Origin of the sequence: Sorangium sp. So ce1036, assembly GCF_051369805.1 — a bacterium.
In the GTDB taxonomy this organism is placed as follows: Bacteria; Myxococcota_A; Polyangia; order Polyangiales; family Polyangiaceae; genus Sorangium; species Sorangium cellulosum_F.
The window spans coordinates 6,165,176-6,189,881 of sequence record NZ_JBBMOX010000001.1; the positions used below are offsets into that span (position 1 = coordinate 6,165,176).

At 72.8% G+C, this 24,706-nt stretch carries 17 protein-coding genes; 12 read left to right on the top strand and 5 right to left on the bottom strand.

Annotated features, from left to right (window positions below):
- Positions 1-668 precede the first annotated feature (668 nt).
- From WMF31_RS23255 to WMF31_RS23265, 3 genes are read left to right on the top strand one after another with little or no spacing between them, the layout of a single operon-like run.
- Positions 669-1,346 carry a MotA/TolQ/ExbB proton channel family protein gene (locus WMF31_RS23255; RefSeq protein ID WP_129347405.1) on the top strand — a complete coding sequence of 226 codons (678 nt, stop codon included), beginning with the start codon at positions 669-671 and terminating at the stop codon, positions 1,344-1,346.
- Positions 1,347-1,349: 3 nt separating this feature from the next.
- The gene (locus WMF31_RS23260; RefSeq protein ID WP_129347404.1) at positions 1,350-1,913 is read left to right on the top strand and encodes an ExbD/TolR family protein; all 564 of its coding nucleotides are present in this window, start codon (positions 1,350-1,352) and stop codon (positions 1,911-1,913) included.
- Positions 1,910-2,518: an ExbD/TolR family protein gene (locus WMF31_RS23265; RefSeq protein ID WP_129347403.1), complete on the top strand. Its 609-nt coding sequence runs from the start codon at positions 1,910-1,912 to the stop codon at positions 2,516-2,518. The genes WMF31_RS23260 and WMF31_RS23265 overlap by 4 nt, the downstream gene beginning before the upstream one ends.
- A 182-nt stretch (positions 2,519-2,700) precedes the next feature.
- Here the strand turns inward: WMF31_RS23265 and WMF31_RS23270 are convergent, their stop codons facing one another.
- From WMF31_RS23270 to WMF31_RS23280, 3 genes are all read right to left on the bottom strand, one after another.
- Positions 2,701-6,030 (bottom strand): SNF2-related protein, encoded by a 3,330-nt coding sequence (locus WMF31_RS23270; RefSeq protein ID WP_436604044.1) that lies wholly within the window; start codon positions 6,028-6,030, stop codon positions 2,701-2,703.
- Between the two features lie 95 nt (positions 6,031-6,125).
- Positions 6,126-8,342 carry a sodium-translocating pyrophosphatase gene (locus WMF31_RS23275; RefSeq protein ID WP_436604045.1) on the bottom strand — a complete coding sequence of 739 codons (2,217 nt, stop codon included), beginning with the start codon at positions 8,340-8,342 and terminating at the stop codon, positions 6,126-6,128.
- A gap of 178 nt (positions 8,343-8,520) precedes the next feature.
- Complete coding sequence (locus tag WMF31_RS23280) at positions 8,521-10,164, bottom strand: TolC family protein (protein WP_436604046.1); 1,644 nt, start codon at positions 10,162-10,164, stop codon at positions 8,521-8,523.
- A gap of 424 nt (positions 10,165-10,588) precedes the next feature.
- Here WMF31_RS23280 and WMF31_RS23285 point away from each other — a divergent pair, with 424 nt between their 5' ends.
- The 5 genes from WMF31_RS23285 to WMF31_RS23305 all read left to right on the top strand — a co-directional run bounded on the left by WMF31_RS23285 (position 10,589) and on the right by WMF31_RS23305 (position 17,875).
- Positions 10,589-12,394, top strand: coding sequence for a c-type cytochrome (locus WMF31_RS23285; protein WP_436604047.1), 1,806 nt, complete (start codon positions 10,589-10,591; stop codon positions 12,392-12,394).
- A 111-nt stretch (positions 12,395-12,505) separates the two neighbouring features.
- Positions 12,506-14,725, top strand: coding sequence for a hypothetical protein (locus tag WMF31_RS23290; RefSeq protein WP_436604048.1), 2,220 nt, complete (start codon positions 12,506-12,508; stop codon positions 14,723-14,725).
- Between the two features lie 99 nt (positions 14,726-14,824).
- Positions 14,825-16,441, top strand: a complete 1,617-nt coding sequence (locus tag WMF31_RS23295) for an aldehyde dehydrogenase family protein (protein WP_436604049.1) — start codon at positions 14,825-14,827, stop codon at positions 16,439-16,441.
- A gap of 24 nt (positions 16,442-16,465) precedes the next feature.
- On the top strand, positions 16,466-17,242 hold the full coding sequence (surE, locus tag WMF31_RS23300; RefSeq protein WP_436604050.1) for a 5'/3'-nucleotidase SurE: 777 nt from the start codon (positions 16,466-16,468) through the stop codon (positions 17,240-17,242).
- Positions 17,243-17,296: 54 nt separating this feature from the next.
- Positions 17,297-17,875: an adenine phosphoribosyltransferase gene (locus WMF31_RS23305; protein WP_436604051.1), complete on the top strand. Its 579-nt coding sequence runs from the start codon at positions 17,297-17,299 to the stop codon at positions 17,873-17,875.
- A 4-nt stretch (positions 17,876-17,879) separates the two neighbouring features.
- Here the strand turns inward: WMF31_RS23305 and WMF31_RS23310 are convergent, their stop codons facing one another.
- On the bottom strand, positions 17,880-19,094 hold the full coding sequence (locus WMF31_RS23310) for a hypothetical protein (RefSeq protein WP_436604052.1): 1,215 nt from the start codon (positions 19,092-19,094) through the stop codon (positions 17,880-17,882).
- 139 nt (positions 19,095-19,233) lie between these two features.
- On the opposite strand from WMF31_RS23310, the gene WMF31_RS23315 reads away from it, so the two are divergent.
- Both WMF31_RS23315 and WMF31_RS23320 read left to right on the top strand, forming a co-directional pair.
- The gene (locus WMF31_RS23315; protein ID WP_436604053.1) at positions 19,234-20,481 is read left to right on the top strand and encodes an esterase/lipase family protein; all 1,248 of its coding nucleotides are present in this window, start codon (positions 19,234-19,236) and stop codon (positions 20,479-20,481) included.
- Entirely contained in the window at positions 20,481-21,260 is a 780-nt protein-coding gene (locus tag WMF31_RS23320; RefSeq protein WP_436604054.1) for a uracil-DNA glycosylase, read from the top strand. The genes WMF31_RS23315 and WMF31_RS23320 overlap by 1 nt, the downstream gene beginning before the upstream one ends.
- Positions 21,261-21,290: 30 nt before the next feature.
- Here the strand turns inward: WMF31_RS23320 and grxD are convergent, their stop codons facing one another.
- Positions 21,291-21,605 carry a Grx4 family monothiol glutaredoxin gene (gene grxD, locus WMF31_RS23325; RefSeq protein ID WP_436604055.1) on the bottom strand — a complete coding sequence of 105 codons (315 nt, stop codon included), beginning with the start codon at positions 21,603-21,605 and terminating at the stop codon, positions 21,291-21,293.
- Between the two features lie 737 nt (positions 21,606-22,342).
- Between grxD and WMF31_RS23330 the strand changes: the two genes are divergently transcribed.
- Positions 22,343-23,026 carry a hypothetical protein gene (locus WMF31_RS23330; RefSeq protein ID WP_129347393.1) on the top strand — a complete coding sequence of 228 codons (684 nt, stop codon included), beginning with the start codon at positions 22,343-22,345 and terminating at the stop codon, positions 23,024-23,026.
- A 229-nt stretch (positions 23,027-23,255) separates the two neighbouring features.
- Complete coding sequence (locus WMF31_RS23335; RefSeq protein WP_436604056.1) at positions 23,256-24,704, top strand: hypothetical protein; 1,449 nt, start codon at positions 23,256-23,258, stop codon at positions 24,702-24,704.
- Positions 24,705-24,706 lie beyond the last annotated feature (2 nt).

Genomic DNA, 24,706 nt, shown 5'->3' on the forward strand with positions numbered 1-24,706 from the left:
GACCTCGCGCCGTCACTCCAGCGACTCTTCGTGGCCCCGGGAGCGGCCCCCGCTCCTCGCAGAGCGTGCCGCCTGCACTTGACCAGGCCACGCCGATTCGCCCGGGGGACTCGCGCATCTTCGCGATTGAGACCCGCGGCCGTCAAGAGAGATTTGCCCACACCCGCGCGCTCTGGTGCGGGCAAAACTTTACAACAATCGCGGGGTTATGCAACAATCCGCCTGGAGCGCGTCACGTTCTCGGGCGGCGGATCTCGCGTGGTCCGGGTGACGCTGGGCCGACACGGCGGCCACCGAGCGACACCGCACCGCGGCGATGCGAGCCGCATCACCCGACGCGGCGCGCGGTGAATCCTGGAGCGAGCGGACTCGAGCGTGGCAGAGCACGACGGCCTGGCCGGCTCGGCAACCGGCGCGCTTCAGGGGTCTCCGTACCCACCGGCGGCGCGCGCCGCCCCGCGATTTCGCCCAGGCCGGCGCGCGCTCCGGGAGCGCGCGTCCCGGGAGACGTGCCCCGCCGTTTCGGCCGAAGATCTCCGCAGATCCCGGCCTCTCGCCGCCGGACGCGGCCGCATCGCCGAGCTTGCGCCCGGGATCGGGCGGCAGCTATAGTCGCGGCGCCTAGAGATTGTCGGGCTTCTGACGACGCTGAGAAAGGGACTTCGAGGATGCGTCATCTGCTGATGCTGGCGGCCGAGGGTGGTGGTGAAGGTGGGATGTGGGAGGCCATCAAGCACAATCCGACCTTCCTGATGGCGAACCTGGTCGTCTCGGCGGTCGTGGTGACGATCATCATCGAGCGAACCGCGTTCCAGCTGGGGCGCTATCGTGTGAATTCCAAAGAGTTTTTCGCCCAGGTGAAGAAGCTGGTGGCGGCCGGCAACATCGACCGCGCCATCAAGCTGTGCGACGCGAGCGACTACCCCATCCTCCAGCTCGTGAAGGCCGGCCTCACCCACGCCAACAAGGGGGCCGACGAGATCGACGCCGCCCTGAGCGAGAAGCTGTCGGAGCTCAAGCCCGCCGTGGAGAAGCGCATCGGCGCCCTCTGGTCGCTCGCGAACATCGCGACGCTGATCGGCCTCATCGGGACGGTCTCCGGCCTGATCAACACGTTCGCCTCCATCGCCGCCCAGGGCCTCTCCCAGGCCGACAAGCAGCGGATGCTCTCGAACGGCATCGCGGAGGCGATGTACAATACCGCGTTCGGCCTCGCGATCGCCGTGGTGTGCATGATCGCGCACGTCCTGCTCCACACCCGCTCCAAGAACATCCAGCACGACCTGGAGACGACGACGGAGCGCGTATTCAACCTCCTCACCATCAGCAGCAAGCCTGGGTACTAGCCCATGGGGGACCCGCAAGACGTCCCGCTCAGCTCGGCGCAGCGGTCGAAGATCCGGCGCCTGTCGCAGCCCAAGGAGCCCGAGCCCGGAGAGGAGGCCGGCGAGCTCAACGTCGTTCCGTACCTGGACATCATCACGAACATCCTGATCTTCGTGCTCGCGAGCGTCTCGGTGACCTTCGTGTCGTCGATCGACACGACGCCGCCCTCGATCGGCGGGGGCAAGGTGCGCAGCGAGCTCTCCAGCAAGGCGCTGAACCTCTCCGCGTTCATCACCGGCCAGGGGATCTCGCTGAAGACGTCGAGCGGCAACATCGCGACCGGCTGCCAGGACGTGGGCAGCGGGGTGACCGTGCCGACGACGAACGGCAGCCACGACTTTCCCGCCCTCACGGCGTGCGCGAAGCGCCTCAAGAACGCCCGCCCCGAGTTCAAAGAGGAGACGCAGGTGACGATCACGGCGAACCCGGGCATCGATTACAAGACGATCATCGACGTGATGGACGCGCTGAGGAGCGACAACGGGGAGGAGCTGTTCCCCGAGGTCCATTTCGGAGTGGCCCGATGAGCGCCGGGCCGCCCCCTGCGCCGCAACCGAAGGCGAGCATCGTCCGCTACAAGGCGGCGCTGCGAAAGGCGATCCGCAGGAACAGGCGGGAGCCCGAGATCGACTTCCTGAACATCACGGCGATGCTCGACCTGATGACGATCATCCTCGTCTTCCTGCTGAAGAGCGTGGGATCGTCGGCGGCGTCCATCCCGCAGTCGAGGGACCTCACCCTGCCGAAGTCGGTGATGCAGGCCGAGCCCTCCCAGGAAGGCGTGGTCGTCATCGTCTCGAAGTCGCAGATCCTGGTCGGCGAGGACCCGACCCCGATCGTCATGCTGCCCGGCCGCGAGCAGCTCGCCCAGTCCGGCGTCGACGCGAAGTACAAGCGCAGCGGGCCCAACGATCTCTACATCGTGCCGCTCGCGAACGCCCTGTCTCACGCGCGCGAGACGGACAAGGCCATCCGCGCCGCGAAGGGGCTCGATCCTTCATCGTCCGAGGCGATCATCGTGGCCGACGCGACCACGCCGTACCGCCTGCTCATCGAGGTCCTGTTCACCCTGGGGCAGAGCGAGTTCGGCAAGTACCACCTGATGGTCCTCAGCGGCGGCAGCAAGCCGTAGCCGCCTCCCCTGCCCTGCGACCGCGCGGGCCGCCCGTGGCCGTCGCGACCCTCGACGGGGCTCCCCGCCGGCTCGTGACCTGACCATGATGGGCCCCTCAGCCTGCTCGTGACCATGACGGGGCCCCTGCCGGCTCGTGACCGACAGCCGGCGCGCTCCCCCCAGAGCGCGCCGCGGTCCGGTCAGTCCACGGCGAACAGCTCTTCCAGGTCGGCCTTGGTGAGCTTCTTGGCGCCGCCGGCGTCCTCGCTGAGCACCGAGGCGACCAGCTCGCGCTTCTTCGCCTTGAGCTGGAGGATCTTCTCCTCGATCGTGCCCGCGGCGATGAGGCGATACGCGGTGACCACCTTCGTCTGCCCGATGCGGTGGGCGCGATCCGTGGCCTGCTGCTCGACGGCCGGGTTCCACCACGGATCGAAGTGGATCACCGTGTCGGCCGCGGTGAGGTTCAGGCCGGTGCCGCCCGCCTTGAGGCTGATGAGGAAGACCGGGACGCTCGGGTCGTTCTGGAAGCGCTCGACGCGCTCGGCTCGGTCCTTCGTCGAGCCGTCGAGGTACTCGTAGGCGACGCCGTCCTCCTTCATCGCCTTCTCGATGAGCCGCAGCATCATCACGAACTGGCTGAAGACGAGGACCTTGTGCCCGCCCTCGACGGCGTTCGCGATGAGCTCGCGGACCGCGACCAGCTTGCCCGAGTCGTCGTCGCCGAACTCGCGCGGCAGGCCGAGCAGCCGCGGATCGCAGGCCGCTTGCCGGAGGCGCGTGAGGCCGGCGAGGATCTGCAGCTGGCTCTTCGCCAGGCCGACGCGCTCGACCTCACCGAGGACCTGCGCCCGGACCTCCCGCGCGACCTGCAGGTAGAGCGCACGCTGCTCGCCGGTGAGATCGCAGATCTGATCCATCTCGATCTTCTCGGGCAGATCCTTCGCGACCTCCTGCTTCGTGCGGCGCAGGATGAACGGGTGGATCGCGGCGCGGAGCCGCTGCGCGGTCTTGTAGTCGCCCGCCTCGATCGGCCGGGAGAAGCGGGCCTCGAACTTGTCCAGCGAGCCGAGCAGGCCCGGCGAGACGAAGTCGAAGATCGACCAGATCTCCGAGAGCCGGTTCTCGATGGGCGTGCCCGTGAGCGCGAGCCGGCGCCTCGCGCGGAGCCGCTTCGCCGCGGCCGCGGTGGCGCTCATCGGGTTCTTGATGTGCTGCGCCTCGTCCAGGATGGCGTAGCTCAGGTCGAGCTGCGCGAGGAAGTCCTCGTCGCGGCGGAGGAGCGCGTAGCTCGTGATGACCACCTCGGCCGCCTTCACCTCGTCGATCTGGTCCTTGCGGTCGGCGCCGTGCCAGAGGGCGACGGAGAGCGACGGCGCGAACCTGGCGAGCTCGCGCTCCCAGTTCGTCACGACGCTCGTCGGGGCGACGATCAGCGTGCGCAGGTGCTTCTCCTCCTGCTTGACCGCGAGCAGGAGCGCGATGGTCTGGACCGTCTTGCCGAGGCCCATGTCATCGGCGAGCACGCCGCCCGAGCCGATGTCGTGGATGAACTTGAGCCACGACAGGCCGGCCTCCTGGTAGGGGCGGAGCGTCGCCTTCAGGTTCCTGGGCCGCTTGGTGCTGCCGATCTCGTCGATGTTGCTGAGCTTGTGGAAGAGCTCGCGCGCGGAGGCGGTCACGCTCGATCCGCTCGTGTGCTGGAGCAGCTCGTGCACGCGCCCGGCCTGCGCCAGCGGCAGCCGGCCGTTCTTGCCCGCCGACATCATCAGCTCGACCTCGCGATCGAGCATCGCCCGCACGGCGTCGGGGTCGAACGCGGCGAACGAGCCGTCCTCGAGGCGCACGTAGCGCTTGCCCTCGGCGAGGCAGCGGCGCAGCTCGTCGCGATCGACGCCGACGCCCTCGCTCTCGAAGCTGAGCTTGACGTTCAGCCAGTCCATCCCCGACGTGACCTTCGCGAACACGCCGATCGGCTTGCTGCGCACCTGCGTGTCGACGAGATCCTCGGGCACGAAGAGATCCCAGTCGTCGGGGAGCTCGGCGAGGCCCTCGGTCCAGAAGGTGAGCGCCTGATCGCCGGTCGCGACGAAGCCCTGGCCGGTCTCGTCCGGCTTGAGCCCGAGGGCGAGCAGCTTGCTCGCCGCCTCCTGCTGGGCGGCGATGTCCACGCGGATGCAGCGGGCGCGCTTCATCCCCTCCTCGGGCGGCTGCACGAGCACCGGGGGCGAGATGCCGTCGGCGCGCACCGCGACCTCCGCGTCGCCGTACGCGGCGAACAGCGTGACGCGCGCCTCGATCAGGGAGCCCCCCGCGCGCATGCGGAACGTGGGCACCAGGTCGACGACCTCGGCGATCTGGTTCAGATCGGGCAGCTCCGCGCCGACCTCGAGCGCGATCTTGGGCAGCCCCTGCATGATGATGCGGGGCAGCTCGCTCATCGGCTCGCCGATGGTCGGCGAGCGGAGCAGGCGGCGCATCGCCGCGGGGGAGACGCGCTTGTCGATGCGGCGCGCGATCCCCTCCTGCGTGTCGACGTGCCAGCCCGGCCAGCCCTCGAACCACCCGCCTTGCAGCAGCGAGAAGCGGCGCTTGTCGTTCCCGCGCTCGAAGCTCGCCTTCACGATGATGGTGTCGCCGCCGACCGTCTCGAGATCGAAGCGCGGCCGCAGGCTGTCCTCGCCGAAGCGCAGCTGCATGAGCGCCGGCTCCAGGAGCACGCGCTGGCCCTCCAGCAACGGGAGCAGCTCCGCCACGTCCTCGCCGCGGATGTCGACCGCCGGGTGGCGCGGGTTGCCGCTCTCGAACCGGGCGAGCAGCCGGAGCGCGTCACGATCGGGCGTCGGATAGAGCGCCTGCCAGGCGAGCGCCGCGGAGGGCAGCACCGGGACGCGCGCCTCGGCGTCCAGGACGGTGACGGTGAGCGCCCCCTGCCGGACATGGAGGCGGAACTCCACGCGGCGGGCGCCGGTGACCCCCTCGGGCGGGAGCCATGCGCCGATGCCGGTCTGCTTGGCCGTGGCGTCCTGGACCGGCGTCGTGAGGGTCACGGCGGAGCCCGGCGGCCCGTGGGTGCCGACCACGGTCGGGACGGCCACCGGGGGGGTGATCGAGAGCCGCCCGCGGCGGTCACGGCGGCGCACGCGCTTCAAAACGTCGCCGCCTGCGTGCGCCGTCTGCGGGAGCAGGGCCGGGATCGGCGGCTCGCGCCGGGGCTGGGCGCCGCGCGCCTGGTCGCGGATGCTGATGAGCAGCGCCGCGACGTGCTTGCAGTGCTGTCCAGCCTTCTGGAAAGCAGGGCACGAGCACTGCGACTGGATGCCGTCGGGCGAGAGCTCCACCTTGACCGGATACGGCTCGGAGTCGGCGGCGCGGACCGTGCCGCTCGCCGTCGTCTCGTTGATGGAGATGTCTTCGACGACGCGGCGGCGGAAGTACTCCAGCCCGCGGAGGAAGGTGCGGGCGCCAAGCAGCCTTCGCAGGCCACGATCACTGAGGGTGGAGAGTGCGTCGGAGATCGGAGGCGGCACGTCGTGGGCTCGGGATACGGGTACGGCGGCAATCTGCCGGGATGGATCGGATGAGCGGGACCGCTGGCCGATCCCGCTGGGATGAAGAACCGTCATCAGATGAAGAACGGCAAGAACACGATGATCACGGCGGGAAGCATCTTGATGAGTACATGGATCGCCGGACCGGCCACATCCTTGAGCGGATCGCCGATCGTGTCGCCGACGACGGCCGCGCCATAGGTGGGGTTGTCCGCTCGCGCCCCCGTCTCGTCGACGAGGTAGCGCCCGCCGTGTGCGCCGGTCGCGATGTACTGCCTCGCATTGTCCCAGATCGCCCCGGTATTCCCTAGGAAGAGCGACCCGAGGACGCCTGCGACCGTCCCGGCCATGATGAGGGCCGCGACTGAATCCGCCGCGACCAGAGGATTATCCTCCGTCCTTGCAAAGCGCAAGGCAAGTCCCACGGCCACGGGCACCACCGCCGAAATCAGGGCAGGCGCGATCATGTGGCGCAGCGCTGCCCGGGAGACCATCTCGACGCAGGGCTCGTGATCGCCGACAAAGCCCGACGGGCGGTCTCGGGCCTGGCGCCTCACCTCGTCCAGGACGCGGCGCCCGGTCTGGAGCACGTTGCGGATGCAGCGGCCAGCGAGCCAGAAAACAAGGAGGATCCCGACCAGCGCGCCCAGGTAGACCTCGGGCCGGTCGAGGCGCACCACCATGGCCGCGGTCTCGCCGCTGGCCTTCACGCTCGACGCCAGCGCGCGCCGCCGGGACTCGTCCAGGTAGCCGGCGACGAGCAGCAACGAGGCGAGCGCCGCCACCCCCGCCGCGTACGCCTTCGTGAGCGCCTTGGTCGTGTTGCCGGCCGCGTCCAGCACGAGGGTGCGCCCCCGCACGTCCGGCCGCTCGCGGGCGACCGTCAGGGCGACGATGCCGCCCGCGTTGTCGACGATCGGACCGAACGCATCCATCGCGAGGACGTACCCCGCGATGCCCAGCATCCCCATCGTGGCGACCGCGGTCCCGAACAGGCCCCCCCCGACGAGCCCGGAGCGGGCGCCGAGCAGGTAGGAGCCGAAGGTGGCGCCGACCACGACGAGGAGCGGGAGCACCGAGCTCTCGAGGCCGATCGCCAGCCCGCGCAGCACCGCCATGGCCGAGCCGCTACGGGCGGCCTCGGCGATCTCGCGCACCGGGCGGTGCCGCTGCTCGGTGTAGTACTGGGTCACGTGCAGCACGCCGACGCCGGCGACGATGCCGATGACGCCGCACGCGAAGAAGACGACCCAGTGGGGGCCGAGCAGCCACTTCGCGGCGCCGGCGATCCCGACGGCGTGCAGGAGGGCGGTGACGTAGAGCCCCCGCACGAGCGCGTTGAAGGCGTCCTCGCGGTCGTCGGTCTTGACGACCATCACGCCGAAGAGCGTCGCGATGAGCCCGAACGCCCGGCTGACGAGCGGGAAGAGCACGACGGCGAGGGCGCTCGGCAGCCCGGTGTTGTTGCGGAAGAGCATCGCGCCGACCACCATGGCGCCCGCGCTCTCGGCGACGGTCGAGGCGAAGACGCCGGCCGCGCGCCCGGCGCAGTCGCCGACCGCATCGCCGGCCAGGTCGACCATCGTGGCCGGGTTCTGCGGGTCGTCCTCGTCGAGCCCGACCTCCGCGCCCGCGAGATCGGCGCCGAGATCGGCCGCCTTGGAGAAGGTGCCGCCGCCGAGCTGCGCCATCAGCGCGGCGAAGGAGGCGCCGAGGGGATAGCCGGCGATGACCCAGGGGATGGTCGGCGCGAGCGCGAGCGCCTCCGCCGGCTCGGCCCCGAAGCCGCCGCGGAACGCGAAGACCGCGGCGAACAGCCCGCCGAGCCCGAGCAAGCTCAGCCCCGTGACGAAGAGCCCCGAGACGGCGCCGCCGCGGAGGGCGATCTGCAGGGCGAGATCGAGCGAGCGACGCGCGCCGCTCGCGGCGCGCACGCTGGTGCGGGGCGCGATCCAGGTGGCGACCCGGCCCGCCGCGACCGCGCTGGCCGCCCCGACCGCGAACGAGAGCGTGAGCCAGACCCCGAGCTCGAGCGCGGGCACCGGGTTGGTCTCCCCGGTGCTCCGGAGGAGGCCATAGGCCAGGAAGATGGCGCCGCCGAGCATCGCGGAGACCGCGCCGATCACGCTGCTCTGGCGACGGAAGTACACCTCGGCGACCCCCTGGATGATCGCGGCCACGCGCTGCATCTCGGGCTCCACCGAGGGGCGCGCGACGACCCAGCGAGCGAGGTAAGCCGCAAAGGCGAGCCCGAGCAGGCCGCCGCTGAGGATGAGCGCAAGCTCCGTCATGACGGGCGGGCCAGGCGCGCACCGTGAAAGCGCTGCCTCGGCCGGTGTAGTGCAGGGACGACGCGGACGGTGCCGCAGTTTCCGCGGCGACGCCGCAGGAACCCGCGCCGCAGCGACGCTCGACTTCCCTACTCCGGCCGCACGGGCCGCGCAAGCGAAGACGACCGGCGCCGGGCGGTCATTTTACGTCCTTCGCATCGCGCCCGACCGCGTGTTCCAGCCGGGTCTTCGCGACGAGCGCGCCGACGCGCGCGTTGAGCTGCTGGAGCCGCGCGCGCGTGACCTCGGCCTCCGCGTCGACCACGTCGACGCTCGTGGCCCGCCCGGCCCGGAACAGCTCGGTCCTGACGCGCATCGACTCCACGGCCGCCGCGAGCTGGCGCTCGGCGGACTCGATGCTGCTCGCGGCCTTGCTCAGCTCGGCGTAGGCCGACGCCACCTCGAGCCGGAGGGCGTCGCGCAGCGCGGCCTTCTGCTCGGCGACCTGGGTCGTGCGGGCGTTCGCCTCGGCGGACGAGGCGGCGGTGGAGAAGATGTCGTTGATCACCCACGAGGCGCGGACGCCGGCGGCCCAGGTCAGGTCGAACTGCTCCCGCGTCGGGAAGATGCGCTGGTTGGGGTTCGCGTAGGTGAGATCGGCGAACGCGTCCACGCGCGGGAAGTAGCCGGCCCTCGTCACCGCCTCGGCCTTTTCGAGCGAGTACTGCGTCTCGTCGAGGGCGCGGATCTCGAGGCGCTTCTGGAGCGCCTCCTGGACCAGCGCCGGGAGCGCCTCGGCGGGCGGCGGCGCGGGCGCGGCGCCCATCACGTCGATCCCGAGGGCGAGCGGCCTGTCGTGCGGCGCGCCCAGGGCGATCCGGATCTGGTCGTCGGCGACCAGGAGCGCGGCCTGGGCCTCGTGGAGCACCTGCTCCGCGCCGGCCACCTGGGCCTCGAGCCGGAGCACGTCGGCCCGCGAGAGCAGCCCGACCTCGAAGGTGCGGCGCGCGTCCTCGACGTGGGCCCTGGCCTGGGCGACCGCCTCGCCCGCGACGATGACCTGCCCCTTCACCCGCACCCAGTTGAAGAAAGCGATCTTCGCGTCGGCCGCGGCCTGCAGCGTCTCGGCCTGCAGCTCGAGCTTCTTCGCGCTCTCGGCGTGCGAAGCCGCCGCGTACCCTTGCGAGATGCGAAGCACATAGTCCGAGATGGGGACCGCGAGGCTCGCCGTGAGCGAGTAGCTGTTCGGCGGCGCCGCGAAATCCAGGCCGCTCAGGGGGTTGGGTACCTCGAGCGAGTTGGCGACGCACTGTTGGGTGGGATCGCCCGGGCATGGCCCCACCCGGACTGGTTGGAGATTCTCGAGATCCAGGGTGTCAGGATCAGTCGTCGTCACCACGGACGATGTCGGCGGCCCCAGGCTCGGCGCCTCGATCGGCGACAGCCGGGTGTACGTCGCCGTCACCGTGAGCCGCGGAAAGTAGTTGACCATCGCCTGGTCGACCCTCGCCGAGGCGGCGCGGAGCTCGGCCTGCTTGGCGCGAAGCGACGCGCGCGTCCGCAGCGTGGCTCTCGCGACCTCCTCCGGCGTCAACCCACCCGGTTGCGGGGCGAGCGCGGTGGCGAGCGGGTCGGCCTTCGGCGCCGCCGGCTGGGGCGCGGCGGAGGGGGCCGGCGCGGGCGGCGGTTGACCGGCGGCGGGTGGCGCCGGCGCCGGCGCGGCCGGCTGCGGGGCGATCGGCTGCGCGGCGGCGGGCGGTGCGATCAGGCCGAGGGCGAGCAGCGCGGCGAGCGTCGAGGCCAGCGAGAGGCTACGTGGAGACGAGGGGGCGGTGCTTTTCATGACCGGTCGGTCACTTATGGGCGGCGAATGCACCCGTCAAGTCACAGGTGGTTGCGCACACCGAACATCCAGCGATCGCTCTCCGCCATCACGCGACCCGTGACCCGACGGTCGACACGCCCGGGCCAGAGGGGGCGCGCTCGCGGCGCCGGCGCACCTCGCGCCATGCCATGGCAGCACCGGACTCCGCGCCGTGGCGTGATCGCCATGTCGTGCCGCAATGAGCCACGGCAGTGGGGACGTGATGCCCGGTGCGCATGAGAGTCCATCGCACCACGCGCGCCTCGTCCCCCCATCACGCGTGCTGGGGACGGCAGAAATCCCGCGCTTCAACCGTCGTCGCGTGGATTGCGGCGATGGGTTGGATGGAAGAACATCCCATCATGTGGCCGCCGTCTTGCTTGGCGGCGGACCGGAGGCCCTCATGCATCGACCGCTTGCATCGCGCCGCACCTTGTCCCCGCTCCTCGCCGTCCTGGCGACCGCACCTTGCTTTGCCGCCTGCACGCCGTGGGATCCCGGAGAGGACATCCCCCCGGCGGGCCTCGATGCGCATCGGAGCATCGCCGTCGCGGCGGAGCCGCCGCCCGCGATCAGCGGCGGTACGCTCGCCGTGAGCAAGAGCGCTGTCCGGGCGGTGGCCTCGGATCCGGATCGCGACCGGGTGTGGGTCGTCGACCTCGAGGCGCAGAGGCTGACCGCGGAGATCGTCCTGGAGAAGGGCGACGAGCCCGGCAGGGTCGTGGAGGACGGCGCCGGTCGGTTCCACGTCGCGCTCCGCCGCGGCGGCGCGGTCGTCACGCTCGACGCGGGCGGCGGGAAGATCGTCGACCGGCGCGCGGTGTGCCCGGCCCCGAGGGGGATCGCCTACGACGCGAGCGCCGACGCGCTCCACGTCGCTTGCCTCGGCGGCGAGCTCGTGACGCTCCCGGCCGGTCCCGGCGCGGTGACGCGCAGCGTGCGGCTCGAGCGCGACCTGCGCGACGTCGTCGTGGATGGCGACCGGCTCCTCGTCAGCAAGTTCCGCTCGACCGAGCTGCTCACGGTGGCCGCGGGCGGCACGGTCAGCGCCCGGGAGCGGCTCCCGCAGTTCCACCTGTTCGAGCAGCGCTTCGAGCCGGTCGTCGCCTGGCGGACGGTCAAGCTGCCGGCAGGCGGCGTCGCCATGGTGCACCAGCGCGCCCTGGTCGATCCCGTGGTGATCGAGCCGGGCGGTTACGGCTCCGGCGGCTGCAACGGGAGCATCGTGCACAGCACGGTGTCGGAGCTCGGGACCCCTCTGGCGAGGACGGGCGCCACCCTGCCGGACCTGATCCTTCCGGTCGACCTCGCGGTCGCTGCCGACGGCCGGTCGTACGCCGTGGTCGCGGCCGGCACGGACGAAGTCGTCGTGACGAGCCCTTCGGCCCTGGACACGAACGTGGACTCCGGGGGCGACAGGACCTGCGCCGCGCTGCAGCTGCGAAGGGGACTGGGAGGCGAGCCCACCGCGGTCGCGTTCGCCGGCAGCTCCCTCGTGGTGCAGACCCGCGAGCCGGCGGCGATCCACGTGCTCCCGCTCGACGGCACCTCGGCGGGCGACGTCATCACGCTCCCCGGGGAGAGCCGGAGGGACACCGGCCACGAGATGTTCCACAAGAACCCGGGCGGCCCGATGGCCTGCGCCTCGTGCCACCCGGAGGGCGGCGAGGACAGCCACACCTGGGTCTTCGACCCCATCGGCCCGCGGCGCACCCAGCTCGTGAGCGGCGGGATCCTCCAGACCGCGCCGTTCCACTGGGACGGTGACATGTCCGATATCGAGGCGCTCATGGACGAGGTCTTCGAGCGGCGCATGGGCGGCATGCAGCAGAGTCGGCGTCGCGTGGGGCTCGTCGCCCGCTGGATCGACAGCCTCCCCGCCCCACCGGCGTCGCAGGCGCCCGACGCGGACGCCGTGGCGCGCGGGGAGGCCCTCTTCCATGATCAGGCCGTGGATTGCGCGAGGTGCCACGCGGGCGCGCAGCTCACGAGCAACGAGTCCTTCGACGTGGGCACGGGCAAGGCGTTCCAGGTGCCGTCGCTGGTCCGCATCGGCGCCCGCGCGCCGTTCATGCACGACGGCTGCGCGGCGACGCTGAAGGATCGGCTCGTCGACCCCGCGTGCGGCGGCGGCGACCGGCACGGCAAGACGTCTCACCTGTCGGAGGCGCAGATCGACGATCTGGTCGCCTACCTCGAGACCCTCTGACGCCCCTTCCCCACCAATCCCCGCGGCATTTCGCGGGAGATCCTGCCCCGGATGGCCCCCCCTCACCGCGAATGATGTATCGCGCGCCGAGCCGCGATATGCTGGCGCGGCGTGAACGTCGCAGAAAAAGTCGCCACCCTCGAAGCGCTCCTCCAGCGGGTGCAGCGGAACGCCGCTGCGCCTCGAACCCGGGCGCAGATCCCGGTCTCCGCCGAGCTCGTCCCGCACCGCGGTGAGGCGCCCGGCGCCCTCACCCACGACAGCGCGGGCCTGGCCTCGTCGACGGAAACGTCGCCGGCCAGCGAGGCCCGGCCGGCAGCGGTCTCGCCGGCGGCGGCCAGCGCGATCGCCCCCGGACCGTCGGCGCGGCGCGCTCCCGAGCCGGTCCTGGACGACGTCGCCGGCGGTGCCGACGGCGCTGGCCCGGCCGGCAGGGCGCGTCAGGTCGCGGCCGCGGCCGCGCAGCAGCCGTCGCAGGGCGCGACGGGCAGCGCCGCGAAGCAGCCCGCGGCCGCGAGGGCGCAGCAGCCCGCGGCCGCGAGGGCGCAGCAGCAGGCCCCGGCGAAGACGCCGGTTCCGGCCATCGGCGCCCCCAGGGCGCCGGCCACGCGGTCCGCTGCCGCGGCGCCGGCGCGCGCGCCGGCGCCGCCTCCGAGCTCCCCGGGGCGATCTGCGGCCGCGAAACCCGCGCCGTCGCTCGATCTGCCGCGGGTCGAGGCCCGGGATGGGGGCGCTTCCGGCACCTCGCAGGAGACCTTCCGTCCGCCCGCCGAGGCCGCCGAGCCGAGGCCGCACGAGGCGGCCAGGCCTGCCGCCAGGGCCGCAACGCCGGCCACCCGGTCGGCCGTCCACGGCAAGGATGCGCCCCCTGCGGGCGTGACGGCGCCCTCTCCCCGGGGGGCGAGCCCGCGCGCGGAGACCAAGCCGTTCTTCCCCCACGAGGATCTCGCGGCCACGCCGACGGTGACCGAGAGCGACAGCGAGCTCTCGTTCGCCGGGCTCCTCCCGGACGAGCCGGAGCCCGCGCCGCAGCCGGCAGCGGCGAAGATCTCCGCCGAGCGCAGGCCCTCGAGCGATCGCGTCGACATCTCTGCGGCGCGCGCCACGCCGACGCCGGCCGCGAAGGAGGCCGCCGTCGCACCGGAGGCGATCACCCCCCGCGCGCTGTCCGGCGGCGAGGCGGTCGCCTCCAAGCCGGCGGCGGAGCAGACCCCCACGGCTGCGCGGCGCGCGGGCCTGGAGCCCGCCGTCGATCGAGAGCTGGTCGACGACGAGCCCACCGTCATCCGCGGCATGCTCGAGGACGAGCCCACCGTCATCCGCTCTCGCCCCGAGGGCCTCGAGGACGAGGAGACAGCCGTCCGCTCGGCGCGTTCCGAGGCCCAGGCGGTCGCGCGCCTGGTCCAGGACCAGGAGACCGTCGAGGCAGCGCCGGGCGTGCTGCCCAAAGAGGCCGCGAAGGAGGCCGAGGGCGCGCCGAAGCCGAAGGCGGTGGACCGCGACGGTCTCCCGAAGGTCATCACCAAGGACCCGGCCCTCCCGGCGGAAAAGGAGCTGAAGCCGTCCGAGCGCGTCACGACGCGGCCACCCGCGCAGGCCGCCGTCAGCGCCAGCGAGCCCGCGCCGCAGCGCCCTCGCTCCGGCGCGCGCATCGCCGTCGCGGCGCTGCTGCTCGCCGCGGCGGCCGCCGCGGTCGGCTACCGGCTCGGGTGGTTCGGCGCCGAGCCTGCTCCGCTGCCCAACGCCGTCCCGGACACCGCGGGAGCAGCGCAGGAGGCCGCGCCGCAGCCGACCGCGCCCGCCGCCGAGCCGAGCAGCGCCCCGGTCGAGACCGCGCCCGCCGCGCCGTCGGCGAGCGAGACCGCGGCGCCGGCCGGGAGCGCTGCTCCTGCCGAGAGCGCCGAGCCTGCTGCGAGCGCGGCCCCGACCGCGGGCAACCCCGAAGATCTGCCGGCGAACCGCGGCCACCTCGTGGTCAACTCGCCGGTGCCGGCTTCGGTGTACGTGAACGGGGCGCTCTCCGGAAACACGGGAGAGACGCTCGACGTGCCCTGCGGAACGCGGAATCTCCGGCTCGGCGAGCAGACGACCGACAAGACGTCCACGCCCAAGTGGCTCGCCGCGGGCCGGGCGGTCATCATCGGCTGCCGCAAGAAGACGGTCGTGTCGATGACGCCGGGCGCGGCGAGGCCGGCGCCCGCGCGGCCCGCCAAGAAGCAGAGCGCCGCCGGCGCCGACGCCGCTGCCACCGCGGACGAGGGCGCGGCGCCGCCGCCTGCCGAGGAGGCCGCGCCCGAGGCGTCCGAGCCGCCGACCGACTCCGCTCCCTAGCACGCGTCCTCCCCGCCCCGTCTCGCGGGATCATCAACGCTTCCCGTGGCATCGCGCTCCTGCCAGTCGGCAGAAGGGCGGTGCTACGCTGGGCGCCCCATGGACTCCAAGACGGCCGCCCTTCCCAGCGAGGAAGGCGCGGCGGCGAATGATCCGGCGGCCCCGTCGGCGCGGGGCCGTGCCACGAGCGTAGGCCCCTTCCCGGTGCGCACCCCGGCCCGGGGAGAACCGCTCGCCGAGGTCGCGAAGACCGAGCCCGCCGCGGTCGCGGAGCTCGTCGCCCGGGCGCGCGCGGCGCAGGTCGCGTGGGCCGACACGCCGCTCCAGGACCGGGCCGAGCGCATCGCCAAGGTCAAGCGGCGCCTGCTCGCGCGGGCCGAGGAGATCGCGACGCTCCTTCACCGCGAGTGCGGCAAGCCGATCGAGGAGGCCGCGCTGGCCGAGGTGCTGCCGAACGCCGACCTCATCGATTACTGGACCGCGTCGATCGAGGAGCTGCTCGACGCGTCCCCCGTCGATCTCGACCCGCTCGCCTACCCTGGCAAGGTCGGGCGTATCCAGCGGGACCCGCGCGGCGTGGTCGCGCTCATCACGCCCTGGAACTATCCGGTCGCGATCCCGCTGCGCACGATCGTGCCGGCGCTGCTCGCGGGCAACGCCGTGGTCTTCAAGCCGAGCGAGATCACGCCGCGCTCCGGCGCGCTCGTGGTGTCGCTGTTCGATGGGCTGCTTCCGGACGGCGTCCTCTCCATCGCGCAGGGCGGCAGCGACGTCGGCGCCGCGCTCGTGGAGGCCGGCGTCGACCTCGTCGTCTTCACCGGCAGCGTCGCGACCGGAAGGGAGATCGCCGTCGCCTGCGCCGCGCGGCTCATCCCGACGTCCCTGGAGCTCGGCGGGAAGGACAGCGCCATCGTCCTCGACGACTGTGATCTGGAGCGCGCCGCGCGCGGCGTCCTCTGGGGTGCCTTCACGAACGCCGGCCAGAACTGCGCCTCCATCGAGCGCGTCTACGTCGAGCGGGCGATCGCCGATCGCTTCATCGAGCGTGTCGTCGCGCTGACCGGGCAGCTCCGGCCCGGCGTCGACGTCGGGGTGATGACGACCGCGCGGCAGGCCGAGATCGTGCGGCGTCACCTCGAGGCGGCCGTCGCGAGCGGGGCCGAGATCCTTGCCGGCGGCGCGCCGAGCGAGGGCTCGCTCGCCTTTCCGCCGACCGTCCTCAGGGTGGAGCGCGAGGACACGCCGCTGCTCCAGGAGGAGACGTTCGGCCCCATCCTCCCCGTGCTCGTGGTGAACGACGCCGAGGAGGCGGTCGCACGCACCAACGCGTCCCGCTTCGCGCTCACGACGAGCCTGTGGACCCGCGGCTACGAGCGAGCCCACGCGCTCGCGCGGCGGCTGCGGTCGGGCGTGGTGACGATCAACAACCACGGCTTCACGGGCGCGCTCCCGGCCGCGCCGTGGACGGGGGCGGGCGACAGCGGCTTCGGCGTCACGAGCAGCCCGCACGCCCTGGCCGAGCTGACACGGCCGCGCTTCCTCCTCGAGGATCGCAGCAGGGCGAGGAGCGAGCTGTGGTGGTATCCTTATACGCCAGCGCTCCGGACGATCGCCTTCGCGATGGCGCGGGCGCGAGGCGGGGCCGGCTTGCTCGGCCGCATCGGCGCGCTCGTCGAGCTCGTCGCCGCGCTCTCGAAGCGCCTGCTCGGCCGCTGATCCGCCGCCCCGAAGAACGAACGCATGCGCCCCCTGATCCTCCTGTCCAACGACGACGGCTACTCCGCGCCCGGCCTGATCGCGGTGCGAGACGAGCTCGCCCAGCATGCCGAGGTCGTGGTGTGCGCCCCCGCCGTCAACCAGAGCGCGACGAGCCACTCGCTGAGCCTGCACCGCGTCCTCCGGTTGCTGGAGGCCGCGCCCTCCATCTTCGCGGTGGACGGGACGCCCGCCGACTGCATCTACGTGGCGCTCCACGCCGGCACGCGCGTGCTGCCGCGCCACCCTGATCTCGTCGTGTCGGGCATGAACCACGGGCTGAACCTGGGCTCCGACATCTTCTACTCGGGGACCGTGGCCGCCGCGCGCGAAGGAGCGCTCCGCGGCATCCCCTCGATCGCGCTCTCCGCGGACGCCGGCGCGTCGCGCGCGGCCGCCGCGGCGCTGGGCGCGAAGCTCGCCCTCGCCCTGCTCCGCGCCGCGGAGAAGGCGGATCGCCGTCCCGCGCCGCTGCTCAACGTCAACATCCCCGCGGGCAGCGGCTGGCCCGTGCGCGCCACGCGCATCGGCGCGCGCCTCTACACCGAGGAGGTGATCTTCCGCCAGGATCCGCGCGGGCACGAGTATCTCTGGATCGGCGGCGCAGGGGTGCGTCACGACCTCGTCCCCGGCTCGGACACCGAGGCCTACGACGAGGGGGCCGTCAGCGTCACCCCGCTGACCCTCGACCTGTTCGCGGCGCAGCACGAGGCCGTCGCGCGCGGGGTCGCCGCGGAGCTCAACGACGGCCGGACGATCTGACGGCGCTCACGTCGGCGCTTCCCGGTCCAAGGGCGCTCGCCTACGCTCGGCGCCATGGTGAACCACGACGATCTGCCCTCGGAGCACGCGCTCCGCTACCTCAAGTCTCACCTCCGCAGCGTCCCCGATTTCCCGCGGCCAGGCATCCTCTTCAAGGACATCACGCCGCTCCTCGCCGATCCGCGGGCGTTCCACATCACGCTCGATCTTCTGGCCCAGCGTTACATCGGCGAGCACATCGACGTCGTGGTCGGCGTCGAGTCGCGGGGCTTCATCTTCGGCGGCGCGCTGTCGGCCCGGCTCAACGCGAGCTTCGTGCCCGTACGCAAGCCTGGCAAGCTCCCGGCCGCGAGCGATCGCGTCGCGTACGAGCTCGAGTACGGCAGGGCGGAGCTCGAGATGCACAAGGGCTCCATCCGGCCGGGCGCCAAGGTCCTGATCGTCGACGACCTGCTGGCCACCGGCGGCACGGCCGCCGCCGCGGCGGAGCTCGCGCGACGGCAGGGCGGCGTGATCGCCGGCCTCGCCTTCGTCATCGAGCTCGACTTCCTGGGCGGCCGGGCGCTCCTCGCGCAGCGGATCGGCGACGCGGCCCGGGTCTACTCGATCGTGCACTTCGCCGCGGGCGAGTGAGCGCTCAGTCTTTGCCCACGCCGACCTGCAGCTTGCGCGCGACCACGCGGCTCGCGCTCGTCGCCCGGGTCGGCCCGCCGACGGGGAACGTGATGACGACGGCGCCCGCCCCGCCCCTGGTGATGCCGCCGCCGTGCGCCCCCACGAGCGTGCCGAGGCCCGCCGCGTCGAGCGCGGCGCCGGCGCCGCGCAAGGCGTCGAGCTGCCCCGCGCCGCCGAGCGCGGCCAGCGCCGCGCGGTTCACCGCCGGCAGCTCGGCGAAGAGGCCGGACGCATAGACGAGCGCGGCCGCCGCCGCGGCCGGATCCGGGCCGCGGAACCAGGCGCCCGCGTCGTGGTAGGGCAGGTGCGCGCAGCGCGCGTACAGGGCGCCGATCTCGGCGCCCGCGGCGTCGGCCATGCGGTCCGCGAGCGCGACGAAGCGCGCTCGCTGCGTGGAATCGAAGTAAGCGCGCGCGTATCCGCCGGAGAAGCGCGCGATGATCGCGCGCCACGACGGCGAGCGCTTTGCCTCCTCGTCCCCGAACCCGGGGACGATCTCGACGACGCCGTCGGTCACCGCCGCGAGCTCTGCGTCGGCGCCTTCGGTCAATCGACCGTGCGCGACGAACGCCCCCAGGCCTGCGGCGTCGGCGGTCACGGTCTCCTGGCCTGCGGCGCCCGCGACAGCCTGCGCTGCGCCGCCGGGGCGCGGCGTCGCCAGCCAGAGCTCGGCGACCCACCCGGCGAGCTCGAAGGGCCCCATGGATGCACCGGAGTAGATCCGCTTCCGCGCCGCCTCGCAGGTGCGCGCGTGCCGCGCCGCCTCTTCGTCCGCGGTCTCGCCCGGCGAAGGCGGCAGCGCGGCCGGCGCATCCCGCATCCGCAGCGCGCGCGCGCCGAAGAGCGCGCCAGCGACGACGAGCACGACCACGCCGATGGGGATCGCGAGGCGCCGCAGGGGCCGAAGCGGCGCGCTCGCCGCCGGCGGAGCGAGCGAGCTCACCGTGCGCTGGGCCTGCGCGAGCCGCCGGGCGATGTCGGACGCCTTGCGCGTCCGCAGGTCTTGCGGCAAGAGCGACCACTGCTCGCCCAGCTGCTCCAGATCGATGACCACCGGCGCGCCGCGCCCTTGCAGCGCGATCTGCCGACCTTGCACGCGCACCGAGCCCGGGATCCCGAACAGGCCCAGGGCCTCCTGCACAGCCGCCTCGATCTCCCGCGCGCTCAGTTCGTCCACGCCTTCAGCGTAGCCGGATTTGCGGTCGACCCGCCTCCGCTTCTGCGCGCCGCCCCCCCAGGGCGCGCGCAGGCCCGGGGGCCTCCAGGCGGCGCGGGAAATGCCGCCGGCGGGCGATGAACATGGCACAGTCCGGTGCGTGCAGAGGACGCGCGTCTATCTATCGCCCGGCATGTTCGGCTTCGCCCGCCTCGCGTCGCTGGAGTACTTCGAGCACTTCATCCGCGCGGTCGAGCAGCGCTTTCGCGACCGCGGTCGCGTCGTCGAGATCCACGTCTGCGAGGTGCACCCGACGGCCTCCATCCTCCGCCGGGCCGCGACCCTGGCCCGCCTCGTGGACGAGAGCGCCGGGAACGACGGCGGGCCGATCCACATCGTCGGCCACTCGACCGGAGGCCTCGACGCTCGCCTCGTGGCCTCGCCCGCGGTGCGCCTCCCCGGGAACGCTCACCGTCGGCTCGGGTGGACGAGCCGGCTGCGGTCCGTCACCACGATCAACACGCCGCATTTCGGCACGCCGCTCGCGGCGTTCTTCGCCACGGTGAGCGGCCAGCGCCTGCTCTATGCCGTCACGGCGCTCACGGTGGCGGGGCTGAAGCTCGGCGCGCCGCCGCTCGCCGCCGCGTCGGCGCTCACCGCCGCGTTCGGCCGGGTGCAGCTCGGCTTCTTCGAGATCGAGCTCGTCGATCGGGCGATCGAGAGCTTCATCCGCGTGCTCGACGACGCGTCGAGCCGCGAGCTGCGCGCCTGGCTCAAGTTCTTGCGCGACGATCAGGGCGCGATCGTCCAGCTCATGCCGGAGGCGATGGATCTGCTCCACGCCGGCCTGGAGGACCGCCCGGGGCTGCGCTACCAGAGCGTCGCGACCTACGCGCCGCGCAACGCCGTCCGCGACTGGGTGTCGGCGCTCCGGTCGCCGTGGGGGGCCATGTCGGCCGCCATCTTCACCGCGCTCTCGAACATCACGGCGCGCCTGGACGAGCACTACCCGTGCCGCTCCCACGACGGATCGATCGAGCAGAAGCTCGCGCAGGTGCTCGGCGAGCTGCCGCCGCCGGACGCCAACGACGGCGTGGTCCCGCTCGCGTCACAGGTCTGGGGAGACCTCATCTGGGCGGGCAAGGCCGATCACCTGGACATCGTGGGGCACTTCCCGGGCAAGGGCGGGCACATCGACTGGCTGGCGAGCGGCGCGCGCTTCAACCGGCTGCGCTTCGACGCGGTGCTCGATCGCATCGTCACCGGGATGGTGGCCGGCGAGCAAGGCTACGGGGAACAGCCGACCGCGGCGCCTCCGCGCCCGGCCGCGGGGGAGCGCGCGCCGGACGGGGGCCAGGACGCCGAGCCGCGCGCCCCGTCGGCGAGCCCGCACGGAGAGCCGTCCTGATGAGCCGCGGCGGCGCAGCGCGCGCACTCGCTCGGATCGAGGCGGAGCTCGTCGAGTGCCGCCGCTGTCCGCGGCTGGTGACGTGGCGCGAGGACGTCGCGCGAGAGAAGCGGCGCGCGTACCGGGACCAGACCTACTGGGGCCGCCCCGTTCCGGGCTTCGGCGATCCCGAGGCGCCGCTCGTGATCGTCGGCCTGGCTCCGGCGGCGCACGGCGCGAACCGCACCGGCCGCATGTTCACGGGCGATCGCTCGGGCGACTTCCTCTACGCGGCGCTCTTCCGCGCGGGGATCGCCTCGCAGCCGACGAGCACCTGGCGCGGCGACGGGCTCGCGCTCCGGGGCGCGTTCATCACCGCCCCCTGCCATTGCGCCCCGCCGGACAACAAGCCCACGAGCGCCGAGCTCGCGTCGTGCCGCGGCTGGCTGGAGCGAGAGCTCGGGGCGCTGCGCGGCGCGCACGTCTACCTGGCGCTCGGCCGGATAGGCTACGAGGCCGTCGGCGCGCTCGCCCGCGCGCGGAGCGCCCCTGCCGCCGCCGGCGAGCCCACGCGGCGCCGCGCGGAGGGGCCTCCGCGGCTCCCGCCGTTCGCGCACGGCGTGGAGGCGCTCATCCCCGATCCGCGCGGCGGCCCCGGCGAAGCGCGGCTCTTCGGCAGCTATCACGTCAGCCAGCAGAACACGCAGACCGGGCGGCTCACGGAGGCGATGTTCGACGAGGTCCTGCGCCGCGCCCTGCGCGCAGCGGACCTGCTTGCCCAGGCGCGATCGCCCACGTGAGCGTGGCGTGCGATGTCCGTCAGCCGGCGCCTAGCCCTGCTTCGACAGGAGCTTCTGCAGGTCGCCGGACTGAAACATTTCCGTCAGGATGTCCGAGCCGCCGATGAACTTCCCGTCCACATAGACCTGGGGGATCGTCGGCCACTGCGAGAAATCCTTGATTCCTTGCCGCAGCGCGGGGTCGGTCAGGACGTTGACGTCTTTGAAGTCCACGCCGCACTTCTTCAGGATGTCGACCGCCCGCGCGGAAAAGCCGCATTGCGGGAACGTCTTGGTGCCCTTCATGAAGAGAACGACGCGGTTGCTCTCGACGGTATCCTTGATCGCCTGGTGGATGTCGCTCATGGCTCGTTCCTGATCTCCCGCCGCGAGCGGGATCGCCCAATTCTCGATGTACACAGAGGCCGGTCATCCGTTCGGACCGCAGGCGGTCCTGGCTGGCGGCGAGGCTGGCAACAGGCCCACGTCCGGCTCGCCGGCAGGACCACTCGGTCGCCGCGAACCAGACGCACAGCCCCGAACAGGCTTTCTGGTGTCGACCTTCGCCCGCGTCAACTGGGCGAAGGCGGCGGGCGGCCCCCCGCCGGGGGGTGTCCGATCCGGACAACGCGCGTCCTCGCCCCCTCCGGAAGCGGTGCCGCCCCTTCGTGCGTCCGACGCGCAGGCGTATGCGCGCGAGGCGTTCGCTCGACGCGCAGCGCACGCGCGACGCGCAGCGCCTGCGCGAAGGTGCCGAACGGCCACGTCCATCGATCGCGCGGGGCTCGACGGGGCCGCGACGCCGTGGCTCGGCCCCGCGGCCATGGGCGAAGCGCTCGGCCCCGCGGCCATGGACCGAACGCTGGCCGACAGTGTGCTCCTGACCTGTGGCGAGAGGGACGCGCCGCCCGCTTTTCCGCTCACGCTCGGCGCCCTCGCCCCGCCGGGACCTCAGCGTCTGGCCTCGCGCCGCCAAGTCGTTGTAGAACACGCCCCCGCCTCAGCCGTCTTACCGACCGTGACCAGCGGCCGTGAGCCGCCGCGGGTGTGGCGAGCGTCCCAGAATCGTGACCTCACCCCGCATAACCCTGAAGGAGCCTCGTATGCGCTTTTACGTCCTGATTCCTGCGGCCCTGCTCGGGCTCGCGCCCCTCGCCTGCGGAGGCAGCGACCCGGAGCCGAACGACCCGTCGCAGATGCAGAACCAGTACGGGGCGTCAAACCAGTACCCGCCCGGCCAGTATCCCCCCGGGCAGTACGGCCAGCCCACCCAGCCCGGCCAGTACCAGCAGCCCACCCAGCCCGGCCAGTACCAGCAGCCCACCGCCACGCCGGCGCCCGCCCCGACGCAGCCGGCGGGGCAGGCCGGCACGAGCACCGGTCAGGCCACCGCGATCGCGCCCGCTGCAGCGGCCGCCGCGACCCCTGTCCTCACCGCGATGGCGGCCTCCGAGGTCCAGGGCATGCAACCGGAAGGCAGCGCCTTCGCCGGGCAGTTCCAGGACGGCCAGACGCTCGAGCAGCCGTTCAACATCCAGGCGGGCAAGTGCTACTCGGTCATCGGTGTGGGCCTCGGCGTCCAGGAGCTCGACCTGCAGATCGTCGCCCAGCCTGCCCCGATGCTGCCGCCCGTGGTGCTCGCCCAGGACAGCACCACCGGGCCCAACGCCACGCTCGGCGGCAAGGGGCAATGCTTCAAGAACCCGCTCCCCGTGGGCGGCCCCGCGAAGGCCATCATGCGTGTCCGGGGCAGCGGCGTGGCCGTCGCCCAGATCTACGTGAAGTAGTCGCATCCCCACGACATCGCCGGGCCGCGGATCACCAGGGCCCGCCTGGTGCGCGGCCCGTCGGCTTCTCGCCGGATAGGGCGCAAGCTACAATTTCATCGTGAACTTGCCCTGGAAAGCCTGGTTGCCCCGGGTCGCCATGGTCGGGCTTGGATCCTGCTCGATCCACCTGGACGGCGCCGACATGGCGCCCGACCCGACGTCAGGCCCAGCTCATCCCGAGATGAGGATGCTGACGTTCGAGGAGGAGGGGACGCTTCAGCTCGAACCGGGGGAGGTGCACAGGGTCTGGGTCATTGGCCATCCACCGGCCCCCTACAAGGTGAGCTTCAGCCTGCTCGGCGATGCCGGGGGCGCATGGCTCGATCGCACCACCGCCACCGCGGACGATGAGGGCCGGGCCTGGGTGGAGCTCCACGCCTCCAACCTGAGCACGTTCCGGCTGCGCGCCGCCACGAAGGAGGGGCTCGCCGCGGAGCTCGGCGTGGCCGTGAGCGCGGAGGGCTTCGGTACGCTGCGCGTCACCCCGGTCTACCAGGGCACGCGCTTCGCGAACGGCTGGACGGCGAGCGTCGTCGCCGGGGCCACCTGCGAGGAGCTCGCGGCGACGGCGCCCGAGGCGCCGATGGGCGCGCTCGTGGCGCACGGCGGGCCAGGCGGGCCGGTGGTCGTGACGGGCGCCCCCGTGGGGCCGAGCCTCGCCGTCGCGCTCCACAGCGGTCGGACGCTATGGGGCTGCGCCAGAGAACGCGAGCTCCAGGCCGGCATCACGCGCGACGTGCGGGTTCCGATCAAGGACCTGCCCGTCGATCTCGCGGCGACCCGCCTCGACATGACGCTGACCATCGCGTCGGCCGAAGGGCTGGACGCGCTGCTTGAAGCGTCGACCGAGCGGATGATCCACGGCTTCTTGCCCGACGGCGAGGAAGCCGCGTCCCTGCTCGACGCCATGGAGCTCGCCGCGCCGCCGGAGGAGGCGGACGCGTTCATGGCGCGCCGGGCCGCCCTCGGCTGGGACACGACCGCCCGGGAGCACCTCGCCGCGCTCTCGCCCCGCTTGCAGGACAGGTGCCGCGGATGGGCCCGCGCCGGGCTGGCCGAGGCGCCGCTCTCGATCGTTGGATCGCTGAGCGGCGCGGTCGATATGCCCGGACGTGCGCTCTTCAACGTGAGCCGGTTCGGCAGCCTGCCCGCCGCGAGCGCGGGTGTGCCGTCGGATCAGACGATGTCGTGGACCGCGGATCCAGGCGACGTGCTGCGGCTCGCCGGGACGCTCTCCTGGTCGCCGAGCCGGTACGTGGGCGGCGCAGCAGGGCTCGGGGCCGCCGCGGAGATGCCCGCGACGCGGTCGATCGCCGCGGCGCTCGCCGCCGCGGCGGAGTGCCCCGCGCTCGGAGCAGCGCTCGGTGGCTACCCCGGCTGCAACAGCACCTGCATGGCAACGCTGTGCGCGCGCGGCCTCGAGCTCCGCAGGCTCGCCAGCATGGAGGCCCCGGACAGGGCCGGCCCCACCGGCAAGCTCGTCGTGAACGCCTCGGGACACGCGCAGATCGACAGCACCGGGGCGCCGATGAAGTGGACCGCCGACTGGCTGGGAACCGTGCGTGACGGGACTGACGCGGAGGCGAGCGTCCATGGCGAAGCGAGCGCGGTCTCCACAGAGGTCCCGGCCGACTAGCT

Coding starts and splice junctions, on each gene's coding strand:
- WMF31_RS23260 (WP_129347404.1), top strand. CDS start 1,350: ATGGGGGACCCGCAAGACGTCCCGCTCAGCTCGGCGCAGCGGTCGAAG.
- WMF31_RS23335 (WP_436604056.1), top strand. CDS start 23,256: ATGCTGACGTTCGAGGAGGAGGGGACGCTTCAGCTCGAACCGGGGGAG.
- WMF31_RS23255 (WP_129347405.1), top strand. CDS start 669: ATGCGTCATCTGCTGATGCTGGCGGCCGAGGGTGGTGGTGAAGGTGGG.
- WMF31_RS23330 (WP_129347393.1), top strand. CDS start 22,343: ATGCGCTTTTACGTCCTGATTCCTGCGGCCCTGCTCGGGCTCGCGCCC.
- WMF31_RS23305 (WP_436604051.1), top strand. CDS start 17,297: ATGGTGAACCACGACGATCTGCCCTCGGAGCACGCGCTCCGCTACCTC.
- WMF31_RS23280 (WP_436604046.1), bottom strand. CDS start 10,164: ATGAAAAGCACCGCCCCCTCGTCTCCACGTAGCCTCTCGCTGGCCTCG.
- WMF31_RS23320 (WP_436604054.1), top strand. CDS start 20,481: ATGAGCCGCGGCGGCGCAGCGCGCGCACTCGCTCGGATCGAGGCGGAG.
- surE (WP_436604050.1), top strand. CDS start 16,466: ATGCGCCCCCTGATCCTCCTGTCCAACGACGACGGCTACTCCGCGCCC.
- grxD (WP_436604055.1), bottom strand. CDS start 21,605: ATGAGCGACATCCACCAGGCGATCAAGGATACCGTCGAGAGCAACCGC.
- WMF31_RS23265 (WP_129347403.1), top strand. CDS start 1,910: ATGAGCGCCGGGCCGCCCCCTGCGCCGCAACCGAAGGCGAGCATCGTC.
- WMF31_RS23295 (WP_436604049.1), top strand. CDS start 14,825: ATGGACTCCAAGACGGCCGCCCTTCCCAGCGAGGAAGGCGCGGCGGCG.
- WMF31_RS23285 (WP_436604047.1), top strand. CDS start 10,589: ATGCATCGACCGCTTGCATCGCGCCGCACCTTGTCCCCGCTCCTCGCC.
- WMF31_RS23275 (WP_436604045.1), bottom strand. CDS start 8,342: ATGACGGAGCTTGCGCTCATCCTCAGCGGCGGCCTGCTCGGGCTCGCC.